Raw genomic sequence first — 20,124 nt, forward strand, 5'->3', positions numbered from 1 at the left:
TGAAAAGCGTAGTCGAACAGAAAGCGGTTATGCTATAATTGTTGTGGCGGTTGAGGAGCCCTAGAATCGCATATGATGTTGCCGGCTTGTTTGCCTGCATGTTCGGCTGAGTTTGTAAGCGTATTCTTTAGGGTTCGTATTTTAAGAGATTTGATGGGAGAGTGATCTTGCATGACAAACTTGCACCAAGAACGCGTTCCAGCAGTGGCATTGAATTCAAACCTCGTTAATTATGAAGAGGCGGCCGCCTCATTTAAATGGGAAGACATTGAGCGCCAATTCAGCTGGTATGAGACCGGCAAAGTGAATATGGCGTATGAAGCGATCGAGCGTCATGTGGAGTCTGGCAAAGGCTCAAAGATCGCTTTGCATTACAGCGACAATACGCGAGACGAATCTTACACCTATGAACAATTAAGCATACAGTCAAACCGATTCGCAAACGTTTTGCGCAGCCGCGGCATCACGAAGGGCGAACGGGTATTTATATTTATGCCTCGGACGCCAGAGCTTTATTTCAGTGTGCTTGGCGCATTTAAAGTGGGGGCAGTTGTCGGGCCGCTATTCGAAGCATTCATGGAAACGGCGGTCAAAGACCGGCTGCTGGACAGCGAAGCGACCGCTATCGTGACGACTCCGGCATTGCTTCCGCGTATTAAACGCGATGAGCTGCCGGGATTGAAACATATTTTCGTATTCGGCGATGATGTGCAGCAGGATGATGTCATCGTAGATTTCTCCGCTGCGATGGCGAATGCGTCCGAGGTAGCGGCTATCGAATGGCTTGATCGCGAGGATGGATTGATCTTGCATTACACATCGGGATCGACCGGCAAGCCGAAGGGCGTCCTCCATGTACAAAATGCAATGATTCAGCATTACTACACAGGCAAGATCGTTCTGGATTTGAAAGAGAACGATATTTACTGGTGTACAGCCGATCCGGGCTGGGTTACCGGCACATCCTACGGCATTTTTGCGCCATGGCTGAACGGCGCTACAAACGTCATTCGCGGCGGCCGCTTTAGCCCTGGCGACTGGTACAGCACCGTGCAGAAATACGGTGTAACAGTTTGGTACAGCGCGCCTACCGCTTTCCGCATGCTGATGGGGGCGGGCGACGAGGTTGTGAAGCAATATGATTTATCGAGCCTTCGTCATGTGCTCAGCGTTGGTGAACCATTAAATCCAGAGGTCGTGCGTTGGGGCTTAAAGGTTTATAATCAACGCATTCACGATACGTGGTGGATGACGGAAACCGGCGGACAGCTCATTTGCAATTATCCGTCTATGGACATTAAGCCCGGCTCGATGGGCAAACCGATTCCCGGCGTAAAAGCCGCGATTATTGACGATCAGGGCAATGTATTGCCGCCATATCGCATGGGCAATCTGGCTGTGCAGACGCCTTGGCCTTCAATGATGCGTAAGATATGGAATAATCCAGCGAAATACGAAGAGTATTTCCGACTGGAAGGCTGGTATGTATCGGGCGATTCCGCGTACATGGACGAGGACGGCTATTTCTGGTTTCAAGGCCGTATCGACGACGTCATTAATACAGCAGGCGAGCGGGTTGGACCGTTCGAAGTCGAGAGCAAGCTAGTCGAGCATCCGGCTGTAGCGGAAGCCGGCGTTATCGGCAAGCCTGATCCGATGCGCGGCGAAATAATTAAAGCGTTCATCGCCTTGCGCGAGGGCTACGAAGCATCCGACGAGCTGAAACAAGAAATCGCTCAGTTCGTTAAAGTCGGATTGTCTGCCCACGCCGCGCCGCGTGAAATTGAATTCAAAGACAAACTTCCGAAAACGCGCAGCGGTAAAATTATGCGCCGCGTGCTGAAGGCTTGGGAATTAAATCTGCCAACCGGCGATTTGTCCACGATTGAAGACTAACTAAACGTATGGTTTCTCTAGCAGCATAACGTAAAAGCCCCCGGGCCAGCCGATGATCGTTCATCGTCTTACCCGGGGGCTTATTTGTTGTTTGAATAAACTATTCGACTTTAAATGTACTGGAAGGCATAGAGCTGCCGGTATCATTCTCCGCCGTTACATAGAAGGTGCCCGATACGATCGTAACCGGATATTCGAAGCTAGTGTCCGATGTCATTCCGATTTCTACAAAGTTCGAATCGTTGTTCGCGCTATAAAAGACATGATAGGTAAATACCTGATCAGAGACCGCATTTGGCGCCCAGGATAGCACTACGCTAAGGTCGGTCCGCTCCCCGCTCAAGCCTGTTGGAGACGCAGGAGGCGGCAATTCAGGCGATGGAGACGGAGACGGAGAAGATGGAGATGGACTCGGACTAGGCGACGTAATTCCGCCGTCTGTTTCGCCTCCTTCTTCGCCAGGCATTCCTGGGATGACATCAATGATATTGCCGAAAGTAACGTGTAAGCTTGGAGCGGATTCCTTGCCTGCCACGTCGACCGCCGTAACGTAGAAGCTGTAGCCTTGACCGCTGGCAAGTTGCAGCTTCATTTTCAGCTCTTCGCCGGTAAGGATGGAATCGCCAACCTTTTCGTATTTAATTCCATCAAGCGATTGGTAAACCCGATAGCCGACAACATCCTTCTCGCTGTTTGGAGTAAACGTGACCATGACAACGCCTGACGCGACCGATTGCAGTCTGACATTTGACGGAGCTGCAGGCGCTTTGCCGTCATCGACGCGCGGATCGGTTTTCGACGGAGCGTCATTTCCTGCATCAGCAGGCAAATAGTAAGAGATCGATCTTCTGCTTGAAGCAGGCAGCTTCGCCTGCGCTTTCGCAATCTCGTCCATAAGCGCGTCCAGCGGACGTTTACGCTTAATGACGATTTTCTCTTGCAGCATATCTGCAGGCGTTTCCGGATGCGGCACGTAGTTGACGCCATCGTAGGAGATGAAGGCCATTTTCACAAGCGCATCATCAAGTTCCTTAGGCAAAAACTTTTTGTTAAACCAATCCGTGACGAGCATTCCGGCTTCTTTGGTCAATTGGCTTGGAAGCTTGCCGCTCGCGCTTGACACGGTCGCTTTCACAATGCCGTCAGGCCTTGCAAATTCCTTGGTCGGGAAAAGCTCCGGCTTTTTCTCTGTAACTTCGTTCATAATGAGCGCCCATATCGAACGAGCGCGTTTTTTTCCGTCATTCGAAAGGGTATAAGCCTGCTTCTCATAACCGGCCCATACGCCAAGCGTAATATCCGGGGAGAAGCCCATGAACCATACGTCGCCGTAACTTTGCGTCGATCCGGTTTTGCCGGCAATCGGAATTTTGCCGTAGTTTTTAAATTGCGACGTAAGCGCATGAGCGGTACCGCCGCTGCTTGAAATGACCGTTTTCAGCATATCTGTGACGAGAAACGCGGTTTGTTCCGAGAACACTTGCTTAGGCGCCGCTTTATGCTCATAGACCGCTTTGCCGTTCGCATCTGTAATTTTGGCTATCATGTATGCGTCGTTGAATTCGCCGTTGTTCGGAATTGCGCCGTAAGCGTTCGTCAGTTCCTCAACGGATACGCCGATGCTCAGGCCGCCAATTACGCCGGTTTGCGCAGTGTCGTCAGCCGGCTGCAACGTTGTAATGCCCAAGTTGCGAGCGAATTCCCACGCGTTTTTAATTTGAACATCCTCAAGAAATACCTTCAGGGCCGGCAAGTTAAGCGAGCGGTTAAGCGCTTCGCGCGCCGTTACAAGACCGGAATATTTGTTGTTCGCATTTTTCGGAATATGGAATCCCTTTTGTCCGTCCTTCAGCACCATAGGCGCATCGTCCAAAATGCTGGCCGGCTGTACGAGGCCTTTGTCGATAGCTGGCAAATAGGCCGCAATCGTCTTCATCGTCGAACCAGGCTGACGCGTCATTTGCGTAGCAAAGTTCATTTGCTCTTCGTAAAAGTCGCGTCCCTCGAGCATGCCGAGAATCGCTCCTGTTTTATGGTCGATCATGACCGCGGCCGTTTGTTCGAGGCCTTTGGTTTTGCTGAATGGCGTAAAGTTTTTCTCATTGGTGCCAATCTCGCGCATGATCTGATAGACGTCTTTGTCGATCGTCGTGTAAACATGGTAGCCGCCGCGAAGCAATTGGGCGCGCGCGTCCTCGATGAGGGCGGCGTTCTCCTTCTTGCGGAGGTCGGCCTTTGTCAAATTCGGATCCTGCATCATGAGCAGAACCTCAGCCGCTTGACGCTCGGCTTCAAGCATTAAATACGGGTAGGTCGAATATGCTTTTTCACTAGGCGGCGCAAGCGACTTTTTAATGTCGAAAGCTTTCGCTTCATCGTATTGCTGCTGGGTAATGCGTCCGGTTTCAAGCATCCGCATCAGAACGTTCGCTTGCCGTTCCATCGAAAGGTCAAAGCCGTCTTGGTCGAACTCACCTTTGCCGTTGAAAGCGCGATAAGCGGAAGGACGCTGCGGCAAACCGGCCAAATAAGCCGATTGCGCAATATTCAAATCATTCAATTCGGTAACGTTAAAAATGCCTTTGGCCGCCGCTTTAATACCGTACAAATTGTACCCGCTTGAACCGTTGCCGAAAGGCACTTTGTTCAAGTAAGCGGCTAATATTTCCTCTTTCGTCAAATAGCGTTCCATGCGCAGCGAAAGGAATATCTCTTTTATTTTGCGGCTGTCTGTTTTGTCTAAGCTCAGAAACACACGCCTTGCAAGCTGCTGTGTGAGCGTGCTTCCGCCAGTCTGTGTTTCTTCATTTAACAGCTTCTGTTTGACGGCGCGACCGAGTCCGTTAATATCAACGCCGTAGTGCGTAAAGAAGTTGTTGTCTTCAATCGCGAGCACGGCATTAATGACTTGATCCGGCAAGTCGTCATATTCAACCAGAATACGGTCTTCTTCCGTGCGCAGCTGTCCGACGAGCGACTCGTCATTGAAATAGACAAAGCCGGTAATCGAGTTTTCGCTTACTTTTTCTTCGATTAGCGTTCTCGGTCGTACTTCTTCTCCCTTTACGAGAGCGGACACATATCCGGTTACAGCTCCCCCCGCTAACAACCCGATAAAAATGGCGAAGTAAATCATCCATTTGATTGTCAAAAAAGTTACGATTCCGAAGGTGCGCCAGCCGCTATGGGATGACGTTTCTTTGCGGTCTTCCTGCATATAAATAGACTCCTCCTCCAAATAACCAAACACTATTATAACATAAAACACCAGCAGAGGAAGCACGAGAGGACAATAGATAAAGAATAGACGCATATTTAGACAAAAATGTTTTGCCGTTCGTCATTTTGCGGCGTTGAAGGGCGAAGCGCAAGAACTGCTGGAAGGCCATTTGCGGTCTCTTCTCGGCTCGAGTATCCTCTGCCGAAAAGGACGGATCAGAGACGAGGTAAGTGGCTCACAGACGAAAAAAAACGCCAAACCCGTAAGGGCTTGGCGTTTTTTTGCAGCTGTTAAGCTACTATTAACGGCTGTAGAACTCGACGATTTGTTTTTCGTCGATATCTTGGGAAAGTTCAGCGCGCTCTGGCAGGCGAACGTATTTGCCTTCCAGTGCTTGATCGTTGAATTCCAAGTAGTTAGGCAGGTGGTTACGGCCTTCGAGTGCTTCTTTGATCGTTTTCAGGCCGCGGCTGCGCTCGCGCAAACCGATAACGTCGCCTGTCGATACAGTGTAGGAAGCGATGTCGACTTTTTTGCCGTTAACCGTAACGTGTCCGTGAGCAACCAGCTGACGAGCGCCAGCACGGGAGTTCGAAAGACCAAGACGGTAAACGAGGTTGTCCAGACGGCTTTCAAGAAGGATCATGAAGTTTTCGCCGGAAATACCTTTCAGTTTAGCCGCTTTGTCGAACAAGTTGCGGAATTGTTTTTCGTTCAAGCCGTACATGTGGCGGAGCTTTTGTTTCTCAGCCAATTGGATGCCGTATCCGCTCATTTTTTTGCGTTGGTTCGGGCCGTGTTGACCTGGAGGGAATGGGCGTTTTGCAAGTTCTTTGCCAGTTCCGCTCAGGGAAATGCCAAGGCGGCGGCTCAATTTAAATTTAGGACCAGTATAACGTGACATGTGTCGTGTTAACTCCTTCATCAAATGGGATTTTTGAGTATGGGGTTGTGTTTCGCCGAATACGCTCTATGCCCGATCGAGTCCGGAGCCTGATAATCAGTTCAGCCGCTGGAATATCAGCGAACGTATTTCTGAGGGTGACACAAAACCGTACGCCCATGCATTCAACAATAAATATTAAATGAAAACCATCTCTCTTGTCAAGATTACGAGCCGATCAGAAAGCTCACGGCGCTCAGAGTGTCTAAAGGCCTACAAAATATTGGATTGACTAGTGCAATATTCTTAAAAATAAAGTATGATAATTATATTCATTTTAATAGACAGTTGGATGCTCATCTCCTTGTAATATGTACGGAAGGGCTGGGTGTTGCTTATGGCAGATTTTCGTAATAAAAGTCAATTGAAAGATGAGTCTGCTGCGGCGGCTCATCTGGCGGACAAATCAAACGAGTTAATTTGGTTCGAGAATGAGGATATGACAAACGCCGACGGGCCGTATCTGTCTCCATTGCTGCTCGACAGCTTTGTGCTGTGGCAAAACGAACTGGACAAGCAGTCGTTCGCAAACGGCTGGTTTGCTCTCTACGATTTGAGCTTGAATTTTATAGTGTCTTCCGATCATTTACATATGGAGCAGCATGCTGATGTCCGGGCAATTTCGGATCATTTGGCTGCGGCAGTCGAGAAGTCTGGCAGAGCTGAGGCGTATTCCTACGGTTCGCTTTACGGGAATGCGCTTCCTGTAATGAAGCGTTCGGAAGAGCGTCCATTTTGTGTTTTTATTTATATTGCCGCAGAAGAAGCGCAAGGCCAAACGATAGCCCAATTATGCTCGCATCATTTCCGCAGCTGTTTTTATAAACGGTTTGAGCAGTTATTTATAAAGGATATGATTAGTCAACAGCAGCAAATCGAGAAAGAGCTTGTCCGCCGGGATGCGCTTTTTCAAGCAGCGAAAAGGCTGTATGACCAAATCGACGTATCGTCCGTATTGTCTGAAATGTTAGCGAGTCTGGAGAAGCTTTATCCGACTTCTGAAGTTCATCTTTATTTGACTCAGGATCACTTGAACGGCGATCCGCGCGTTAAGCCGCTTGTATTTAAAAATACGGCTCATGATCTGGTTGCCAAAGCGTTTCTTGAGGGGCGGCCGGTAAATGAGCAGGATCGCAACGGGATGATGCGCATTGCGATGCCGATGACCGGCAAGCAGGCTGCCTACGGCGTACTTTGTATCAAGATGGGTTCGGAACGTTGGGACGCTTCCGATTTGCCAGCATTTTTGCTGTTGGCCGATACGGCAGGTTCGGCATTCGAGAATGCGAAGCTGTATGAGCAGTCTAATTTGTTAATAAACGAGCTCAGGCTCATTAACGAACTCGCGAAGCGGCTGAACCAATCGCTTAGATTGAAAGAGATTTTTCAGTTTGTGACGATGGAACTGCTTAACATATTTGAAGCGGATCATTGCTGCGTGTTGCAGCTCAATAAAGAAAAAAATCAATTTATCGTCATGTCGAGCAACATTCCGACTATGTCGAGCGAGCATTTTTCGCCCGAATACGGTTTTTGCGGAATTGTGCATCGGACGAAAGAGCCGCTAATCATTTCGGATTACTGGAACACGCGAGTCGTTACGTCCAAGCTGATGGATAATACCGGTTCGCGCTCGCTGATTGCTTCGCCGATTTTGGTAGACGGCGAAGTGGCGGGCGTTATTCTCGTTACTCATAAGTCGCCTAACTTTTTCAGTTATGATAATTATAAGCTGCTGCAAGTCATGTCAACGCATATCGGGCTTGCCATTAAGAACGCTTCGCTGCATGCGGAAGTTCGCCGGATGGTCATTACGGACAATTTGACCGGACTTCACGCCCGCCATTATTTAAATGAACAAATTCAGAATCGGCAGCGGAAAGATCCGCTTGGAGCGCTCATTCTCGTCGATATTGACCATTTCAAACGGATTAATGACACATTCGGTCATCAAGTCGGCGATCGGATTTTGGTTCAAGTAAGCAATATTATACGGGCGGCGATTCGGCAAGGCGATATTGCCGCAAGATGGGGCGGAGAAGAGCTGGCTGTTTACTTGCCGGGCATTCAAGCAGAGCAGGCTTATCGCATAGCCGAGCGTATTCGCTCGCATGTTGAAAAGGAGACCGACCCTGTCGTAACCGTATCCTGCGGAGTTTCGGAATGGACATTCGAGAATGAGAAAATAAGCGTCGAATCTTTATTTTATCGGGCGGATATGGCGCTTTACGAAGCGAAGCACAACGGACGAAACCGAATCTTTGTCGGGCAAGCGAATTAACAGCTGATTTTGGAGGACAGCAGCGCAGCGGCGCATTGCTGTCCTTTTTCGTATGCGCCGAATAAGGAATGACCGGCAAAGGAGACGATAGTACTAAATGAAAAATAAAGAGGAGGCAACGCTTGATGGGAAGACGGGGATATCGATTGGCTTTGGCGTTTGGATTGCTGATGACGGCAACGCTTTTGGCCGGATGCGCAAGCCTAGCTCCGAATCGTACGCCTGAAGAGTGGTTGAAGTTGTCCATTGCCGGATTGACGGCGACAGACAATTTTATATATAAGGGGCAAACGACGGTTTCGACAGCAGACGGCTGGTCGTATGCGCCAAGCAGCTTTGAAGGCAAAATAGTCGGCCATGAACAGCTCAAGGCGCAATTCAGTGACGACAGCTTCGATTGGAGTCCGGTTAAACAGCTGGAGGACTTTCAAAACGGCAAAAAGCATATTCAATTTGCCAATGACATTGGAAATTCGGATGCAGATGCAAAAACGCCGGGTGTTCAAATTATGCTTCATATTCTAGAGGATGGAACGGAGGCCAAAGAGCGTTGGAGCCGCCGATTGAAAGAGGAGCTGGAAGCTCTAAAGACGGATGCGCCCGCTGGCGATACTGCCATTCGAAAGGAGTGGCTGCAACAATTGGAGCATTCGCAAAAACAGCTTAAGCGCTGGCTTGACACGCTGCAAGTGAGCTCGAATTACGATCTCATAATCGATCAAAGCAAATTGATTCCGCTTTCGATGAAGGAGCATACTGTCTTTACGTATCGGAATGGACAGAAGGAAAGGAAGGAGTCAAGAAATACGATTGTCGAGTTCAGTTCATTCGACGGTTCAGCCAGCATGAGCGATGTTCGATAGACGAGTCCGGACTTTGCGTGATACCATGTAAGTTACGCAAACCTAAAGGAGGTATTCTTATGCGTGATCCAAGATTGCAGAAGCTGGCTGCAAATTTGGCAGGATATTCGATTGATGTTCAACCGGGAGACAATGTCCTTATTGATATGATCGGCTCCGAGAAAGAACTGGCTAAATGTTTGATTGAAGAAGTAACGAAGCGCGGAGGCCGCCCTTTCGTTGAATTGAGCGACCGTTCGGTGCTTCGGACGATGCTCAAAAATGCAACCAAGGAGCAGCTTGAGCTGTGGGCGGAGCGGGATCTCGCGCGGATGAAGCAAATGCAAGGCTACATTGCGGTTCGTTCGGGCGACAACGCCAACGAGCTTTCCGATGTGCCGGACGATAAAATGAAGCTGTATGATCAAATTTACATGAATCCGGTACATATGGAGGAACGGGTAAAAAGGACGAAATGGGTTGTGCTTCGTTATCCGACGCCATCCATGGCGCAGCTTGCCCAAATGAGCACGGAATCGTTCGAAAACTTCTACTTCGATGTTTGCAATTTGGATTATGCCAAGATGGATCGCGCTATGGATTCGCTGCACGCGTTGATGAAACGCACCGATCGGGTGCGTATCGTTTCGCCTGGAACAGACTTGACGTTTTCGATTCAAAATATCGGCGCCAAAAAATGTTCAGGCCACCGCAATATTCCGGACGGGGAAGTGTATTCTGCTCCGGTTCGCGATTCCGTTCAAGGGAAGATTACTTATAATGCGCCTAGCGTCTATTCGGGAGTCAGCTTCCAGAACATATCCTTTACGTTCGAGAACGGGAAAATCGTGGAGGCGACAAGCAACAATACGCAGCGTTTGAATGAAATACTCGATGCGGACGAAGGCGCGCGTTATGTCGGCGAATTTGCGATCGGCTTCAACCCGTATATCTTGCATCCGATGAACGATATTTTGTTTGATGAGAAAATTGCCGGCAGCTTGCATTTTACGCCCGGGCAAGCGTATGAGGATACCGACAACGGCAATCGCTCGTCGATCCACTGGGATCTTGTGCTCATTCAACGGCCGGAATATGGCGGCGGCGAAATTTATTTCGACGATGTGCTTATCCGTAAAGACGGAATTTTCGTTTTGCCGGAGCTTGAAGCGTTAAATCCCGAAAATTTGAAATAAATGAAATAGAAGCGTTTTTTATATTTCCTCTTGATGGATACGATATTTCGGGTTATCATGAGTTCAAAGGTAAGCTTTACTAAATTTTTTGGAGGGATTCCCCATGTCCAACAACGCAGCTATCGTAGAAATTTCACAAGCGGCAAGCCAATTCCGCTCGTCAATCGTCTTGCAAGCCGACAACAAATATATCGACGTAAAAAGCATTCTTGGACTGTTTACAACGCTCATAGGCGGACATTCGTATGAGCTTCATGTACATGGCCCGGACGCTGAAGAAGCTAAAGCAGCGATGTCTGCTGTATTTGCTAAACATAACTTGAATGTAAATGTTGTTTCGGAATAATGAAATAGGTGACTTTGAGTGAAACTCAAAGTCACCCATTTTCCAAGCGGAGCGCTTTTTCAAATTGAAAAAGCGCTTTTCTGTTTTGTCCTTGTGTATTGGCTCTTTTTCGTCTAATATAAAAGAAAGGTATAGACGACGGCGGGTACACGCACAGGGGGGAAAACGATGTCTTCACCGGAAGTCACGATTCAATTGCATGAGAAGGCGCTGCGTCTCCTTACGGAGGATGCCAGCAAAATCGAGAAACTGATCGAAGTTCAGATGGAGAACTTGACGACCCGTCAATGTCCGCTGTACGAGGAAGTTTTGGACACGCAGATGTACGGATTCTCGCGTGAAATTGATTTTGCAGTGCGTGCGGGACTCATTGTCGAGCAAAGCGGAAAAGAAATGCTGAGCAGACTGGAGCGCAACCTGGCTCAACTGTATGAGGCGTTGAATAGAAAAGAGTAGGCTCCTTTCGGAAGCCTACTCCTTTTTTTTGCTCATTTATTTGCTGAAACGCACTATACAAGGTAGAAAGCAAAACCGAGAATAATGTATACCATCAGCAGCAGAACGCCTTCATACCAGTTCGTATTGCCGTCGCGCGATACCGATTTGGCAATAAATACGGATACGCCGATTGCCGTCAATTCGATAGGCGTAAAGATGATATCCATCGTATTGCCAAACAGTGTGCTTACGAGGATAAGCACCGGAGCGACAAACAACGCGATCTGCAAGCTGCTTCCGATTGCGATTTCGACGGCCGCGCCGATTTTGTTCTTCATCGCGAGCATAATTGCCGCGCTGTGCTCTGCCGCGTTGCCGACAATCGCGATGACGAATGCGCCGATGAACAGCTCGGAGAGGCCAAATTTTTCGGAGAAGCTATCCAACGTGTGAACGAGCCATTCACTGACGAACGCGACCATTACGGTTGCGACGATAAGCATAATAATCGAAACGCCCTTCGACCAAGCCGGTTCCTCGCCGTGATCGGCGATCATCTCTTTATCTGCAAGCATATCTTTGTGCGTAATCATGGAGAACACAAGCCAGAGCAAATAAGACACGATCAAGATGCAGGCGACCGTAATGCTCAAGAAATGGTCTTTAGCAACAGAGAAGTGCTGCGAACCGACGAATACTGCAGGGACGAATAAGCCGATAACAGCCATAACCATCAGCGTCGAATTATGCTCTGCCAGCTGATTGTTGAACTTCTGCTGTTTATATCTCAAGCCGCCGGCGAATAAGCTCAAACCGAGCACGAGCAGCAGATTGCCGATAATCGAGCCGGTAATGCTCGCTTTAACCATATCGAACAATCCTTCTTTAACGAGAAAAATCGCAATGATCAGCTCAGCTGCATTGCCGAATGTTGCGTTCAGAAAACCGCCAAGCCGCTGTCCCGCATAATGGGCGACGCTCTCGGTAGCCTTGCCGAGAAAACCGGCTACAAATACGATTGCTATCGCAGAGAGGATGAATTGAAGCGTCATGTCCCAGTGCAGGAAATGGCCGATCGCGCTGAGCGCAAACATGACGATCAATCCGCCGAAAAATATTTTCTGTCTCACAAAAAAGCCACCTTTTCATATTTGTGCTGAAACCTGTATTTACTATATCTGAAATTGACATTCATGTAAACTTTTCCATGCCGGAAAATGGGATTTGAACTGACAATTGTTGCTTCCGCGCTTGCCTTCCAGTACAATAAATATATATGGCAAATTGAGGAGTGAGTGACATGACCGAGGACCTTCAAACCGGCATTATCCGTATTTCAGACGATGTAGTTGCAACGATTGCGGGACTCGCCGCGCTAGAGACTCCAGGCATTGCCGCAATGTCGGGCGGGATTTCCGAAGGATTGGCCAAACGGCTTAGCGGGAAAAATGTGCAAAAAGGCGTATCGGTGGAGGTTGGCCAGCTTGAAGCTGCAATTGACCTGCGCATTATCGTACATTACGGTATCCCGATTCAAGAGGTTTGCCGCCAGTTGCAATTAAATGTGCGTGAATCCGTTGAAAATATGACAGGACTCCATGTGGTTGAAGTGAATGTGAAAGTCGAAGGCGTTGCCTTCAAGGAAGATGAGCCGGCAGAAGAGGCGCAACGGCTGAAATAAACTAGCGCGGTAGGAAAAAAGGTACTCCCAATTATGAATTGGAAGTACCTTTTTTGTTGCTATGTTCGCCGTTTGCCTCGGTCTTGCTTGTTCGATTCGCGCGATATGCTGAGCAATACGCCAATGCTCATTAAGCAGACGAGAAGCGAAGTGCCTCCGGCGCTAATGAACGGTAGCGTAACCCCGGTTAACGGAATAGTGCCGGTAACGCCGCCGATGTTAATAAAGGCTTGCAAGCCGATTATACCGACGATGCCGACGCCAACGATCGTTCCGTACTGATCTGGACAGCGCAATGCGACGATCAGGCCTCTCCATAGAAACAGCAAGTAAATAAATAAAAAGAGTCCGGCGCCCAAGAAGCCAAACTCCTCGGCGATAATGGAAAATATAAAATCATTGTACGGATAAGTTAAGTAGTGCAGCTTCTGTACGCTTTCTCCGAAGCCTGCTCCAGTCAAGCCGCCGTGCCCAAGCGCCTGCAAGGAGGACACGAGCTGCAGCCCGCTGTTTTCCTTATCGGCAAGCGGGTCGCTGTAAGAAGTGAACCTGGCAATCCGATAACCCCAAGCGTCAGGATCAAAAGCCATTGAGAGACTTACGATGACAACCAATATGACGCCTAATATAGAGCCGGCCATCATAATATGCTTTAGGTTTGCGCCGCCGACAACGATCATAATGGCCGCTGCTGTAGCGATAACCATACAGGAGCCAAGATCCGGCTGCGCCATGATGAGTCCGCAGACGACGCCAACGATGATCAGAACGGGCAGCAGCCCTTTTTTGAAATCTCGGAACTTCTCGTCTTTCTTCGCGATCAGCGAGCCGAGGTATAGGATGAGTCCTAACTTGGCCAGCTCAGTTGGCTGTACTTGAAGCGGCCCGACAGGAAGCCAGCTGCTTGCGCCGTTAATCGGCTCGGTGAACGGTACGATGATCAGCATGATCAGTACCGGAATGAAATAAAAAACGAAGCCCTTCTTATAAAACTTATATGGCAGATTCATCAGAAACAGCATCGCAACAAGGCCGATAACAGCCCATTGAAGCTGCTTCTTCAAAAAGTAGAAGGCGTCGTAATTAAATTTCTCCGTGACGAGCGCGACGTTGGAGCTCGCGCTGAACACCATCACGAGCCCAAAGCCGACGAGCAGCAGCGTTAGAAGGAGCAGCAGAAAATCCGGTCGTCCGCGACTTCCGTTCTGCGGCGTTCCCATACTAAGCCAACAACTGTTTCAGCTGTTCGAGTTTTTGATTAGCAATGCTCATAATCGGTTGAGGAACCGGAGATTCGTATTCCATGCCGTGCGGGAAAGTAGCTCTTCCGATGTAGACGGCTTCAATCGCCAAAATCGCATGAGCGGATTCCAGCTTGCCTTCCACAGCGCGCGTATTGATGCGCAGGAAGTATTCCGAATTAGTTGTTTGATCTACAAGCTTCAAATCGTATGTAGCGCGGTAATATTCCCATTGCCAGCGGACAAAACCAAGCTGCTCAGCGGAATCGTCCAGATGAGCGAGATCGCTTTGCATTCCGTTCAGGCCTGTATTTTCAATAATCATTGTTTTCAGTTCCTCCTTAAATTTCGTAAGCTAGGTGTTTGACGTACCGATTGCTTGTACATTCTTTTCCCATGATAGTATGTTTCCCCAGTCTGCGCAACCCTTACTCCACCCTATATTCCACAACATTCGTGACAGAATAACGAAATGTGAGAAGGGATGCATCGACAGCAATGACGCGTTCTCTTTTAGTCTTAATTCTGTTAAAATGATAAGAAAAACCCGGTATCGAAGCGTTATCGCTTCGACAGCCTTAAGTCAGGAGGTATGCAACAATGAAGACAAGCGGCGAAACAATCGAACTGCTGCAGCGTCTTTATCCGGACATGGTCCGGTGGCGCAGATATCTCCATCAATACCCGGAGTTATCCTTTAAAGAATCGGAAACCTCCAAATGGATTGCCAAACAGCTGCGAGCGATGGGCTGCAAAGTACGTGAAGGCGTCGGCGGCTACGGCATAATTGCTGCGATAACAGGCGAATTGCCAGGTCCCGTCATAGCGCTTCGCGCAGATATAGATGCGCTGCCTATACAAGATGAGAAGCAGTGCGAATACGCTTCTTCCGTTCCCGGCGTCATGCACGCATGCGGACATGACGGACATACGGCTGCCCTGTTGGCGGCGGCAAGCTATTATATGCAAAACAAAGGAAGCTTGGCCGGCGAACGCAGGCTGTTGTTCCAGCCGGCAGAGGAGGTCACGCCTGGCGGCGCGCTTCAAATGATAAGAGACGGCGCGCTTGAAGGCGTGGATGCGATATACGGCGTTCATCTATGGTCTCCGCTTCCTTATGGACAAGTATCAACCAAGCCTGGAGCGTTCATGGCGTCAGCCGACGAGTTTACGCTCGATATTATCGGCGTCGGAGGACACGGCGGCTTGCCGCATCATACTGTCGATACCATTGTGGTCGGTTCCGCGCTCGTTCAAGCGCTTCAATCGATCGTGAGCCGCAGCGTCAATCCGCTGGAGCCGGCAGTGCTCACAATCGGCTCGTTCCAGGCGGGCTCGGCAAATAACGTTATTGCCGAACGCTGCCAGCTTAAGGGTACGGTTCGCGCCTTTGACGAAGCGACCAGAAAGCTCGTTCAGGATCGAATGACGGCCATTATCCATTCCGTCTGTGAAATGTACGGCGCGAAATACGACTTTGATTTTCGGCTCGGCTATCCGCCTGTTGTCAACGATGAGCATGAGGCGGAACGTTTTAACGAAGTCGCTGCAGCTTTATTCGGAGCTGAGGCAGTCGTTGCCGCGAACCCGGTTATGGCGGCGGAGGACTTTGCTTATTATTTGAAGGAAAGACCGGGCTGCTTTATGTTTGTCGGCGCTCGCAACGAGGAAGCCGGCGCGGCCTATGCGCATCATCATCCCAAGTTCGATATTGATGAACGGGCTATGCTTCATTCTGCGAGGCTGCTTATCGGCATGGCGGAAAGTTTTGCCGCGCAATGGAAAGCTTAAGCTTGGCAATGCTATAAAGCGTAAAATGCTTTTTAGGAGGGGACCGAGCTTGAGCAATAGAACCGTTAGGCAAATTATGTCCACTGACTGCGTCACCGCAACGTTGAAAGACAATATTTATGAGCTTGCTGTACTGATGAAGAAGCATGATATCGGTTTTATTCCGATTGTTGAAGGGACAAAGCTAATCGGCGTCGTGACGGACAGAGATTTGGTCGTGAGAGGTTATGCGGAGAAGCATTCCGGCTCGACATCAGTAGAAACGGTTATGACCAGCGATGTCGAGACGATTAGTCCGGATGCATCGGCAGACGAGGCCGTTAAACGAATGGCCTCTCATCAGATCCGCCGCCTTGTCGTTGTCGAGAACGGGCATTTGGCGGGCGTGCTGGCGATCGGCGATTTGGCAGTCCGCAATGTGCTGGTCCAAGAAGCCGGCGAAGCGCTGAGCCACATCTCGGAATCAGCATTCGCGGAGCAGCCTGTAACACATCATTAATATTTACCCATATAATAACGAAGCAAGAGCATTCCGAACACGTTCGTCGGGATGCTCTTGTTTTTTTATTGCCCAAAGAGCATAAAACGGGCCGTAAAACTTCATACTGAGAAGTGGAACAATACTGGGGGGAAACGGGGGGATAGCATTGCTGGAAAGTCAGGATGGACCGCTTATTATCCAATCGGATATGACGATATTGCTGGATAACGATCACCCGTTATCGGAGGCGGCGAGGGGGCAGCTGTCCCTGTTTGCCGAAATGATGAAAAGACCGGGCAATTGGCATACGTATCGACTGACGCCGTTGACGTTATGGAATGCGGCGGCGGGAGGGGTGACCTCCAGCTCGATTATTGAAAATTTGGTCAAATACGCAAGGTACGGCTTGCCGTCCTTTGTTGAATCAACGGTTCGCCGGCTTATGGATCGTTACGGAAAATTGAGCCTTGCGTATCGGGAAGGACGGCTCTTGCTCAGAAGCGAATCAGCCGAGCTTTTGAGCGAGCTTCGACAATCGGAGGCGATTCGCGAAGCTTTGGAGGATGCCGAAGCCGCTGCCGAGACGGAAATCGCGATTCGCCCGGAATATCGCGGCATGTTGAAACAAGAACTGACGCGGCTTGGCTATCCAGTCGTCGATCTGGCAGGCTACCATGCCGGCGAGTCGTTAAATATGGAGCTTCGCGATACGATGCTTCAAGGGAAACCGTTCGTGCTTCGGGATTATCAGCGCGAAGCGGTTGAACGATTTTATCGAGAAGGCACTGTACAAGGAGGGAGCGGCGTTATTGTGCTTCCCTGCGGATCAGGTAAAACGATTGTTGGCCTGGCTGCGCTCGTCAAACATGGAAGCGCAGCGCTTATTTTGACCTCCAACGCAACGTCAGTCAAGCAATGGAAGTCCGAGCTTCTGGACAAAACGACGCTGGAGCCGTCAGAAGTCGGAGAATATACAGGGACGACGAAGCAAGTTCGCCCGATTACGATCGCTACCTATCAAATTTTGACGCATCGCAAAGCGAAGGACGAGCCGTTCCGGCATATGAAGCTGTTCTCGGAGCGCGACTGGGGCCTCATTATATACGACGAAGTGCATTTGCTGCCGGCTCCGGTATTTCGGATGACGGCAGAACTTCAGGCAACAAGGCGGCTGGGTTTAACCGCCACGCTGATCCGAGAGGACGGCTGTGCAGAAGATGTATTCTCGCTCGTTGGTCCCAAGCAATATGATCTGTTATGGAAAACGGTAGAGGCTGACGGACATATCGCAACTGTTACTTGCACGGAAATTCGAGTGCCGCTGGATCAAGGCATATCCGAGCTGTACCATAGCGCTGAAAATAAAGCGAAGCTAAGGCTTGCCGCTGAAAACCCAAGCAAGCTGGATATCGTCAAGCGGCTGCTTCAGCGGCATACGGGTACGCCGACGCTTATTATCGGCCAATATTTGCAACAGCTGCATCAGCTTGCCGATTCGCTGCAGGTTCCTGTCATTACCGGAGAGCTGCCGAATCAAGATCGCCAGCGGCTGTATGATCGTTTTAAATCGGGCGAAGTGCCCGTGCTAGCCGTCTCTAAAGTAGCCAATTTTGCGGTGGATTTGCCCGATGCGGCGGTTGCCATTCAAATATCCGGCAGCTATGGCTCCAGGCAAGAGGAGGCGCAGCGTATTGGCCGGATTTTGAGGCCGAAGCAGGGGAAGAACGAAGCCTGGTTCTATACGATTGTAAGCGACGGGACGAATGAGACGGAGTTTGCTGCGAGAAGACAGCTGTTTATGGTCGAGCAAGGCTATCATTATGAGCTCGAAAAAGGGTAAAAAACAGGAAGGGGAACGAACTGGTGGAAGTCAAGCAGTTGGCGCAATTACTATCGGAAAGCAAACAGCAGAAATTTGCGTCTTCTCCTATATGGCGCCAAGCGGCGGCGGAGCAGCTTTCCTGGCTGGAGGCTGCTCTAAGCCTGTGTCATGTGAAAGCCGCTTTCAGCCTGATGGGAAACTGCGGCAAATCAGTGCTGCAGGCTATGCTTTCCCGCTTCGGTTACGCGCCGGTTTCTGAGGAAAAGCTGCTGCGGAATGGGCCGCCGGATGTGATGCTTTCAGGAGCCGAATTTCGGGGCGGCATGAACGAGCTTCTGGAAGCGGGCATATTGTTCGCCGCCCGCAGAGGATGGGGGGAGCGTTATTATTTTGTAGCGAAGGACACGTTTCCGTTATGGCATCGCCAGCTTTTCTCCTTCTCGGAAGCTGGGATTGCGGACGAGCGCTTGCCCGGGCAGACGGATCGGTCAATAGTCCAAGCGTCCGTTCCGCCGCTGGGAAGTCAATTGCTTGCCGCTTGGGCCGAGCTGTCGAGAAGCGGCGGGCTTTCGTTTACTGCCAAAGGGAAGCTGCCTAAAAAAGCGGCGAACAAAGCGGAAGCCATGCTTGCCGCAGTTGGAAAAGGGCTGCATTCGCTCGGGGTATTGCCAGCCGATCAAGAACAGACGCCGGGCCTTGCTTTCGCGCTTGAGTTGGCGCTTCGGCTTGGTTTAATGGAACGGCGGCAGGAGCGGTTTAAATGGAATGAAACCGCGCTGTCGGAATGGCTTGCGCTTCCTGCGCAGCTGCGGGAAGCGCAGCTCTATCAATGGTGCAGGCTGCAATTGCTTAGCGGGATGCCGAGCGTTGCGCACGCTGCCATACTTGCCGAGCAAATAGCGCCTGGCGGATGGACTGAAGAGCGACGGGTTGCTGCATATGTAGAGCAGATAGGCGCGAACGGAATTGATGGCAGGGGAGAACGGGCTGCTGCTATACTCGAATGGTTCCGATTTCTGCAAGCCTGCGGCTGGCTTGAGCTGGCAGATTCGTCTTCGGGCGTATTGCTGCGCTGGCGAATCGATCCGAAGCGGCACGACTTTAACGCGTATGCTGCGCGGCGAATAGAGCCGATTGTTGTTGAGCCGAACGGCGAGCTGATCGCTTTTCCGAATGCCGATTATCGAATGCTTTGGGAGCTGGAGCTGATTGCTGACCGCATATCCGCAGATCGAATGACCGTATATCGCCTAAACGCGGCATCGATTGCTCGAGCTGTTAAGCATGGCCGCACGGCAGCCGGTATGGCAGCGTTTTTGAAGCAGGCCTCCGGCATGCCGCTTTCCGCGCTTGTAGTGACTTTAGTGGATGATTGGTCCGCGCAAGCGGATCGGCTTGATTTAAAGGAATTGCCGGATTCGGCCAAACATCCGCTGCTGGCCATTGCTGGCACCGGCTCGATAGCGTTGCCGTTCAGCGATACGATCCCTTTGTCGCCGCCAGCCGGAATGTTGAGCGTTGATGACTGGGAACAGCGGCTTGAGCTGCTTCAGGAGGACAGGGCGGCGCAGCAGAGTGTTTTTCCCGAGATGGAAACTGTTCCTGTCAGTTGGATGCGTCAGCTTCGCGCCTACCATTACACCACAAGGCGAGAGATGATAGAGAGGGCATTGAAATGGCAATCGCCGGTTCAACTGCAAATGGAAGCGGGAATTGTAGCTTTTGTACCGGCCTTGCTTGAAGCAGACGGCGACGGATGGGCGGTGAGAGGCGTGCTGCGCGAGTCGGGCGAATGCCGGCAGGTGCGGCTGACGCCTGGCATGTGGGAAGAAATGCGTCTCGTTATGCCCGGTATGAACGGTGATCGGTAAAATGGAAAGCCTGTCTCTAAAATGGTATCTATTCATTCAGGTAGTATGCTATGATAGTAATGAAGTATGCGTTAA

The 20,124-nt window shown here is 50.2% G+C and carries 16 protein-coding genes; 11 read left to right on the forward strand and 5 right to left on the reverse strand.

Annotated elements, in window-relative coordinates:
* Positions 1–171: 171 nt before the first annotated feature.
* Positions 172–1,896, forward strand: a complete 1,725-nt coding sequence (acsA, locus tag GOM71_RS12680) for an acetate--CoA ligase (protein ID WP_156281598.1) — start codon at positions 172–174, stop codon at positions 1,894–1,896.
* Positions 1,897–1,996: 100 nt separating this feature from the next.
* On the opposite strand, the gene GOM71_RS12685 is transcribed toward acsA, so the two are convergent.
* Positions 1,997–5,113 (reverse strand): transglycosylase domain-containing protein, encoded by a 3,117-nt coding sequence (locus tag GOM71_RS12685; RefSeq protein WP_156281600.1) that lies wholly within the window; start codon positions 5,111–5,113, stop codon positions 1,997–1,999.
* 304 nt (positions 5,114–5,417) lie between these two features.
* Positions 5,418–6,020 (reverse strand): 30S ribosomal protein S4, encoded by a 603-nt coding sequence (gene rpsD / locus GOM71_RS12690; RefSeq protein WP_156281602.1) that lies wholly within the window; start codon positions 6,018–6,020, stop codon positions 5,418–5,420.
* A 376-nt stretch (positions 6,021–6,396) separates the two neighbouring features.
* On the opposite strand from rpsD, the gene GOM71_RS12695 reads away from it, so the two are divergent.
* The 5 genes from GOM71_RS12695 to GOM71_RS12715 all read left to right on the forward strand — a co-directional run bounded on the left by GOM71_RS12695 (position 6,397) and on the right by GOM71_RS12715 (position 11,180).
* Positions 6,397–8,340 carry a sensor domain-containing diguanylate cyclase gene (locus tag GOM71_RS12695; protein WP_156281604.1) on the forward strand — a complete coding sequence of 648 codons (1,944 nt, stop codon included), beginning with the start codon at positions 6,397–6,399 and terminating at the stop codon, positions 8,338–8,340.
* Between the two features lie 125 nt (positions 8,341–8,465).
* Entirely contained in the window at positions 8,466–9,203 is a 738-nt protein-coding gene (locus tag GOM71_RS12700; protein WP_156281606.1) for a hypothetical protein, read from the forward strand.
* Between the two features lie 59 nt (positions 9,204–9,262).
* Positions 9,263–10,378 (forward strand): aminopeptidase, encoded by a 1,116-nt coding sequence (locus GOM71_RS12705; RefSeq protein ID WP_156281608.1) that lies wholly within the window; start codon positions 9,263–9,265, stop codon positions 10,376–10,378.
* Between the two features lie 103 nt (positions 10,379–10,481).
* Entirely contained in the window at positions 10,482–10,724 is a 243-nt protein-coding gene (locus tag GOM71_RS12710) for an HPr family phosphocarrier protein (RefSeq protein WP_156281610.1), read from the forward strand.
* Between the two features lie 168 nt (positions 10,725–10,892).
* Complete coding sequence (locus GOM71_RS12715; RefSeq protein WP_156281612.1) at positions 10,893–11,180, forward strand: Fpa/YlaN family protein; 288 nt, start codon at positions 10,893–10,895, stop codon at positions 11,178–11,180.
* A 53-nt stretch (positions 11,181–11,233) separates the two neighbouring features.
* Here the strand turns inward: GOM71_RS12715 and cax are convergent, their stop codons facing one another.
* Positions 11,234–12,292, reverse strand: coding sequence for a calcium/proton exchanger (cax, locus tag GOM71_RS12720; protein ID WP_367649584.1), 1,059 nt, complete (start codon positions 12,290–12,292; stop codon positions 11,234–11,236).
* 170 nt (positions 12,293–12,462) lie between these two features.
* Here cax and GOM71_RS12725 point away from each other — a divergent pair, with 170 nt between their 5' ends.
* Entirely contained in the window at positions 12,463–12,843 is a 381-nt protein-coding gene (locus GOM71_RS12725) for an Asp23/Gls24 family envelope stress response protein (protein ID WP_156281614.1), read from the forward strand.
* Between the two features lie 59 nt (positions 12,844–12,902).
* Here GOM71_RS12725 and ftsW read toward each other — a convergent pair whose 3' ends face one another.
* Together ftsW and GOM71_RS12735 are read right to left on the reverse strand one after the other, a co-directional pair.
* The gene (ftsW, locus tag GOM71_RS12730) at positions 12,903–14,063 is read right to left on the reverse strand and encodes a putative lipid II flippase FtsW (protein ID WP_156281616.1); all 1,161 of its coding nucleotides are present in this window, start codon (positions 14,061–14,063) and stop codon (positions 12,903–12,905) included.
* A 1-nt stretch (position 14,064) separates the two neighbouring features.
* Complete coding sequence (locus tag GOM71_RS12735; protein WP_156281618.1) at positions 14,065–14,409, reverse strand: YugN family protein; 345 nt, start codon at positions 14,407–14,409, stop codon at positions 14,065–14,067.
* A 275-nt stretch (positions 14,410–14,684) separates the two neighbouring features.
* On the opposite strand from GOM71_RS12735, the gene GOM71_RS12740 reads away from it, so the two are divergent.
* The 4 genes from GOM71_RS12740 (at position 14,685) to GOM71_RS24965 (ending at position 20,049) form a co-directional block, all read left to right on the forward strand.
* Entirely contained in the window at positions 14,685–15,875 is a 1,191-nt protein-coding gene (locus GOM71_RS12740) for an amidohydrolase (RefSeq protein ID WP_156281620.1), read from the forward strand.
* A 76-nt stretch (positions 15,876–15,951) separates the two neighbouring features.
* Entirely contained in the window at positions 15,952–16,374 is a 423-nt protein-coding gene (locus GOM71_RS12745; RefSeq protein ID WP_253944826.1) for a CBS domain-containing protein, read from the forward strand.
* 148 nt (positions 16,375–16,522) lie between these two features.
* Positions 16,523–18,196: a DNA repair helicase XPB gene (locus tag GOM71_RS12750; protein WP_156281622.1), complete on the forward strand. Its 1,674-nt coding sequence runs from the start codon at positions 16,523–16,525 to the stop codon at positions 18,194–18,196.
* 23 nt (positions 18,197–18,219) lie between these two features.
* Positions 18,220–20,049: a helicase-associated domain-containing protein gene (locus GOM71_RS24965; protein WP_156281624.1), complete on the forward strand. Its 1,830-nt coding sequence runs from the start codon at positions 18,220–18,222 to the stop codon at positions 20,047–20,049.
* The last annotated feature ends 75 nt before the right edge of the window (positions 20,050–20,124 follow it).

Source organism: Paenibacillus sp. NEAU-GSW1 (assembly GCF_009737085.1).
In the GTDB taxonomy this organism is placed as follows: domain Bacteria; phylum Bacillota; class Bacilli; order Paenibacillales; family Paenibacillaceae; genus Pristimantibacillus.

Excerpts from the sequence above, each read along its gene's own strand:
- acsA (WP_156281598.1), top strand. The coding sequence starts at position 172 with ATGACAAACTTGCACCAAGAACGCGTTCCAGCAGTGGCATTGAATTCA.
- GOM71_RS12685 (WP_156281600.1), bottom strand. The coding sequence starts at position 5,113 with ATGCAGGAAGACCGCAAAGAAACGTCATCCCATAGCGGCTGGCGCACC.
- rpsD (WP_156281602.1), bottom strand. The coding sequence starts at position 6,020 with ATGTCACGTTATACTGGTCCTAAATTTAAATTGAGCCGCCGCCTTGGC.
- GOM71_RS12695 (WP_156281604.1), top strand. The coding sequence starts at position 6,397 with ATGGCAGATTTTCGTAATAAAAGTCAATTGAAAGATGAGTCTGCTGCG.
- GOM71_RS12700 (WP_156281606.1), top strand. The coding sequence starts at position 8,466 with ATGGGAAGACGGGGATATCGATTGGCTTTGGCGTTTGGATTGCTGATG.
- GOM71_RS12705 (WP_156281608.1), top strand. The coding sequence starts at position 9,263 with ATGCGTGATCCAAGATTGCAGAAGCTGGCTGCAAATTTGGCAGGATAT.
- GOM71_RS12710 (WP_156281610.1), top strand. The coding sequence starts at position 10,482 with ATGTCCAACAACGCAGCTATCGTAGAAATTTCACAAGCGGCAAGCCAA.
- GOM71_RS12715 (WP_156281612.1), top strand. The coding sequence starts at position 10,893 with ATGTCTTCACCGGAAGTCACGATTCAATTGCATGAGAAGGCGCTGCGT.
- GOM71_RS12725 (WP_156281614.1), top strand. The coding sequence starts at position 12,463 with ATGACCGAGGACCTTCAAACCGGCATTATCCGTATTTCAGACGATGTA.
- ftsW (WP_156281616.1), bottom strand. The coding sequence starts at position 14,063 with ATGGGAACGCCGCAGAACGGAAGTCGCGGACGACCGGATTTTCTGCTG.
- GOM71_RS12735 (WP_156281618.1), bottom strand. The coding sequence starts at position 14,409 with ATGATTATTGAAAATACAGGCCTGAACGGAATGCAAAGCGATCTCGCT.
- GOM71_RS12740 (WP_156281620.1), top strand. The coding sequence starts at position 14,685 with ATGAAGACAAGCGGCGAAACAATCGAACTGCTGCAGCGTCTTTATCCG.
- GOM71_RS12745 (WP_253944826.1), top strand. The coding sequence starts at position 15,952 with ATGTCCACTGACTGCGTCACCGCAACGTTGAAAGACAATATTTATGAG.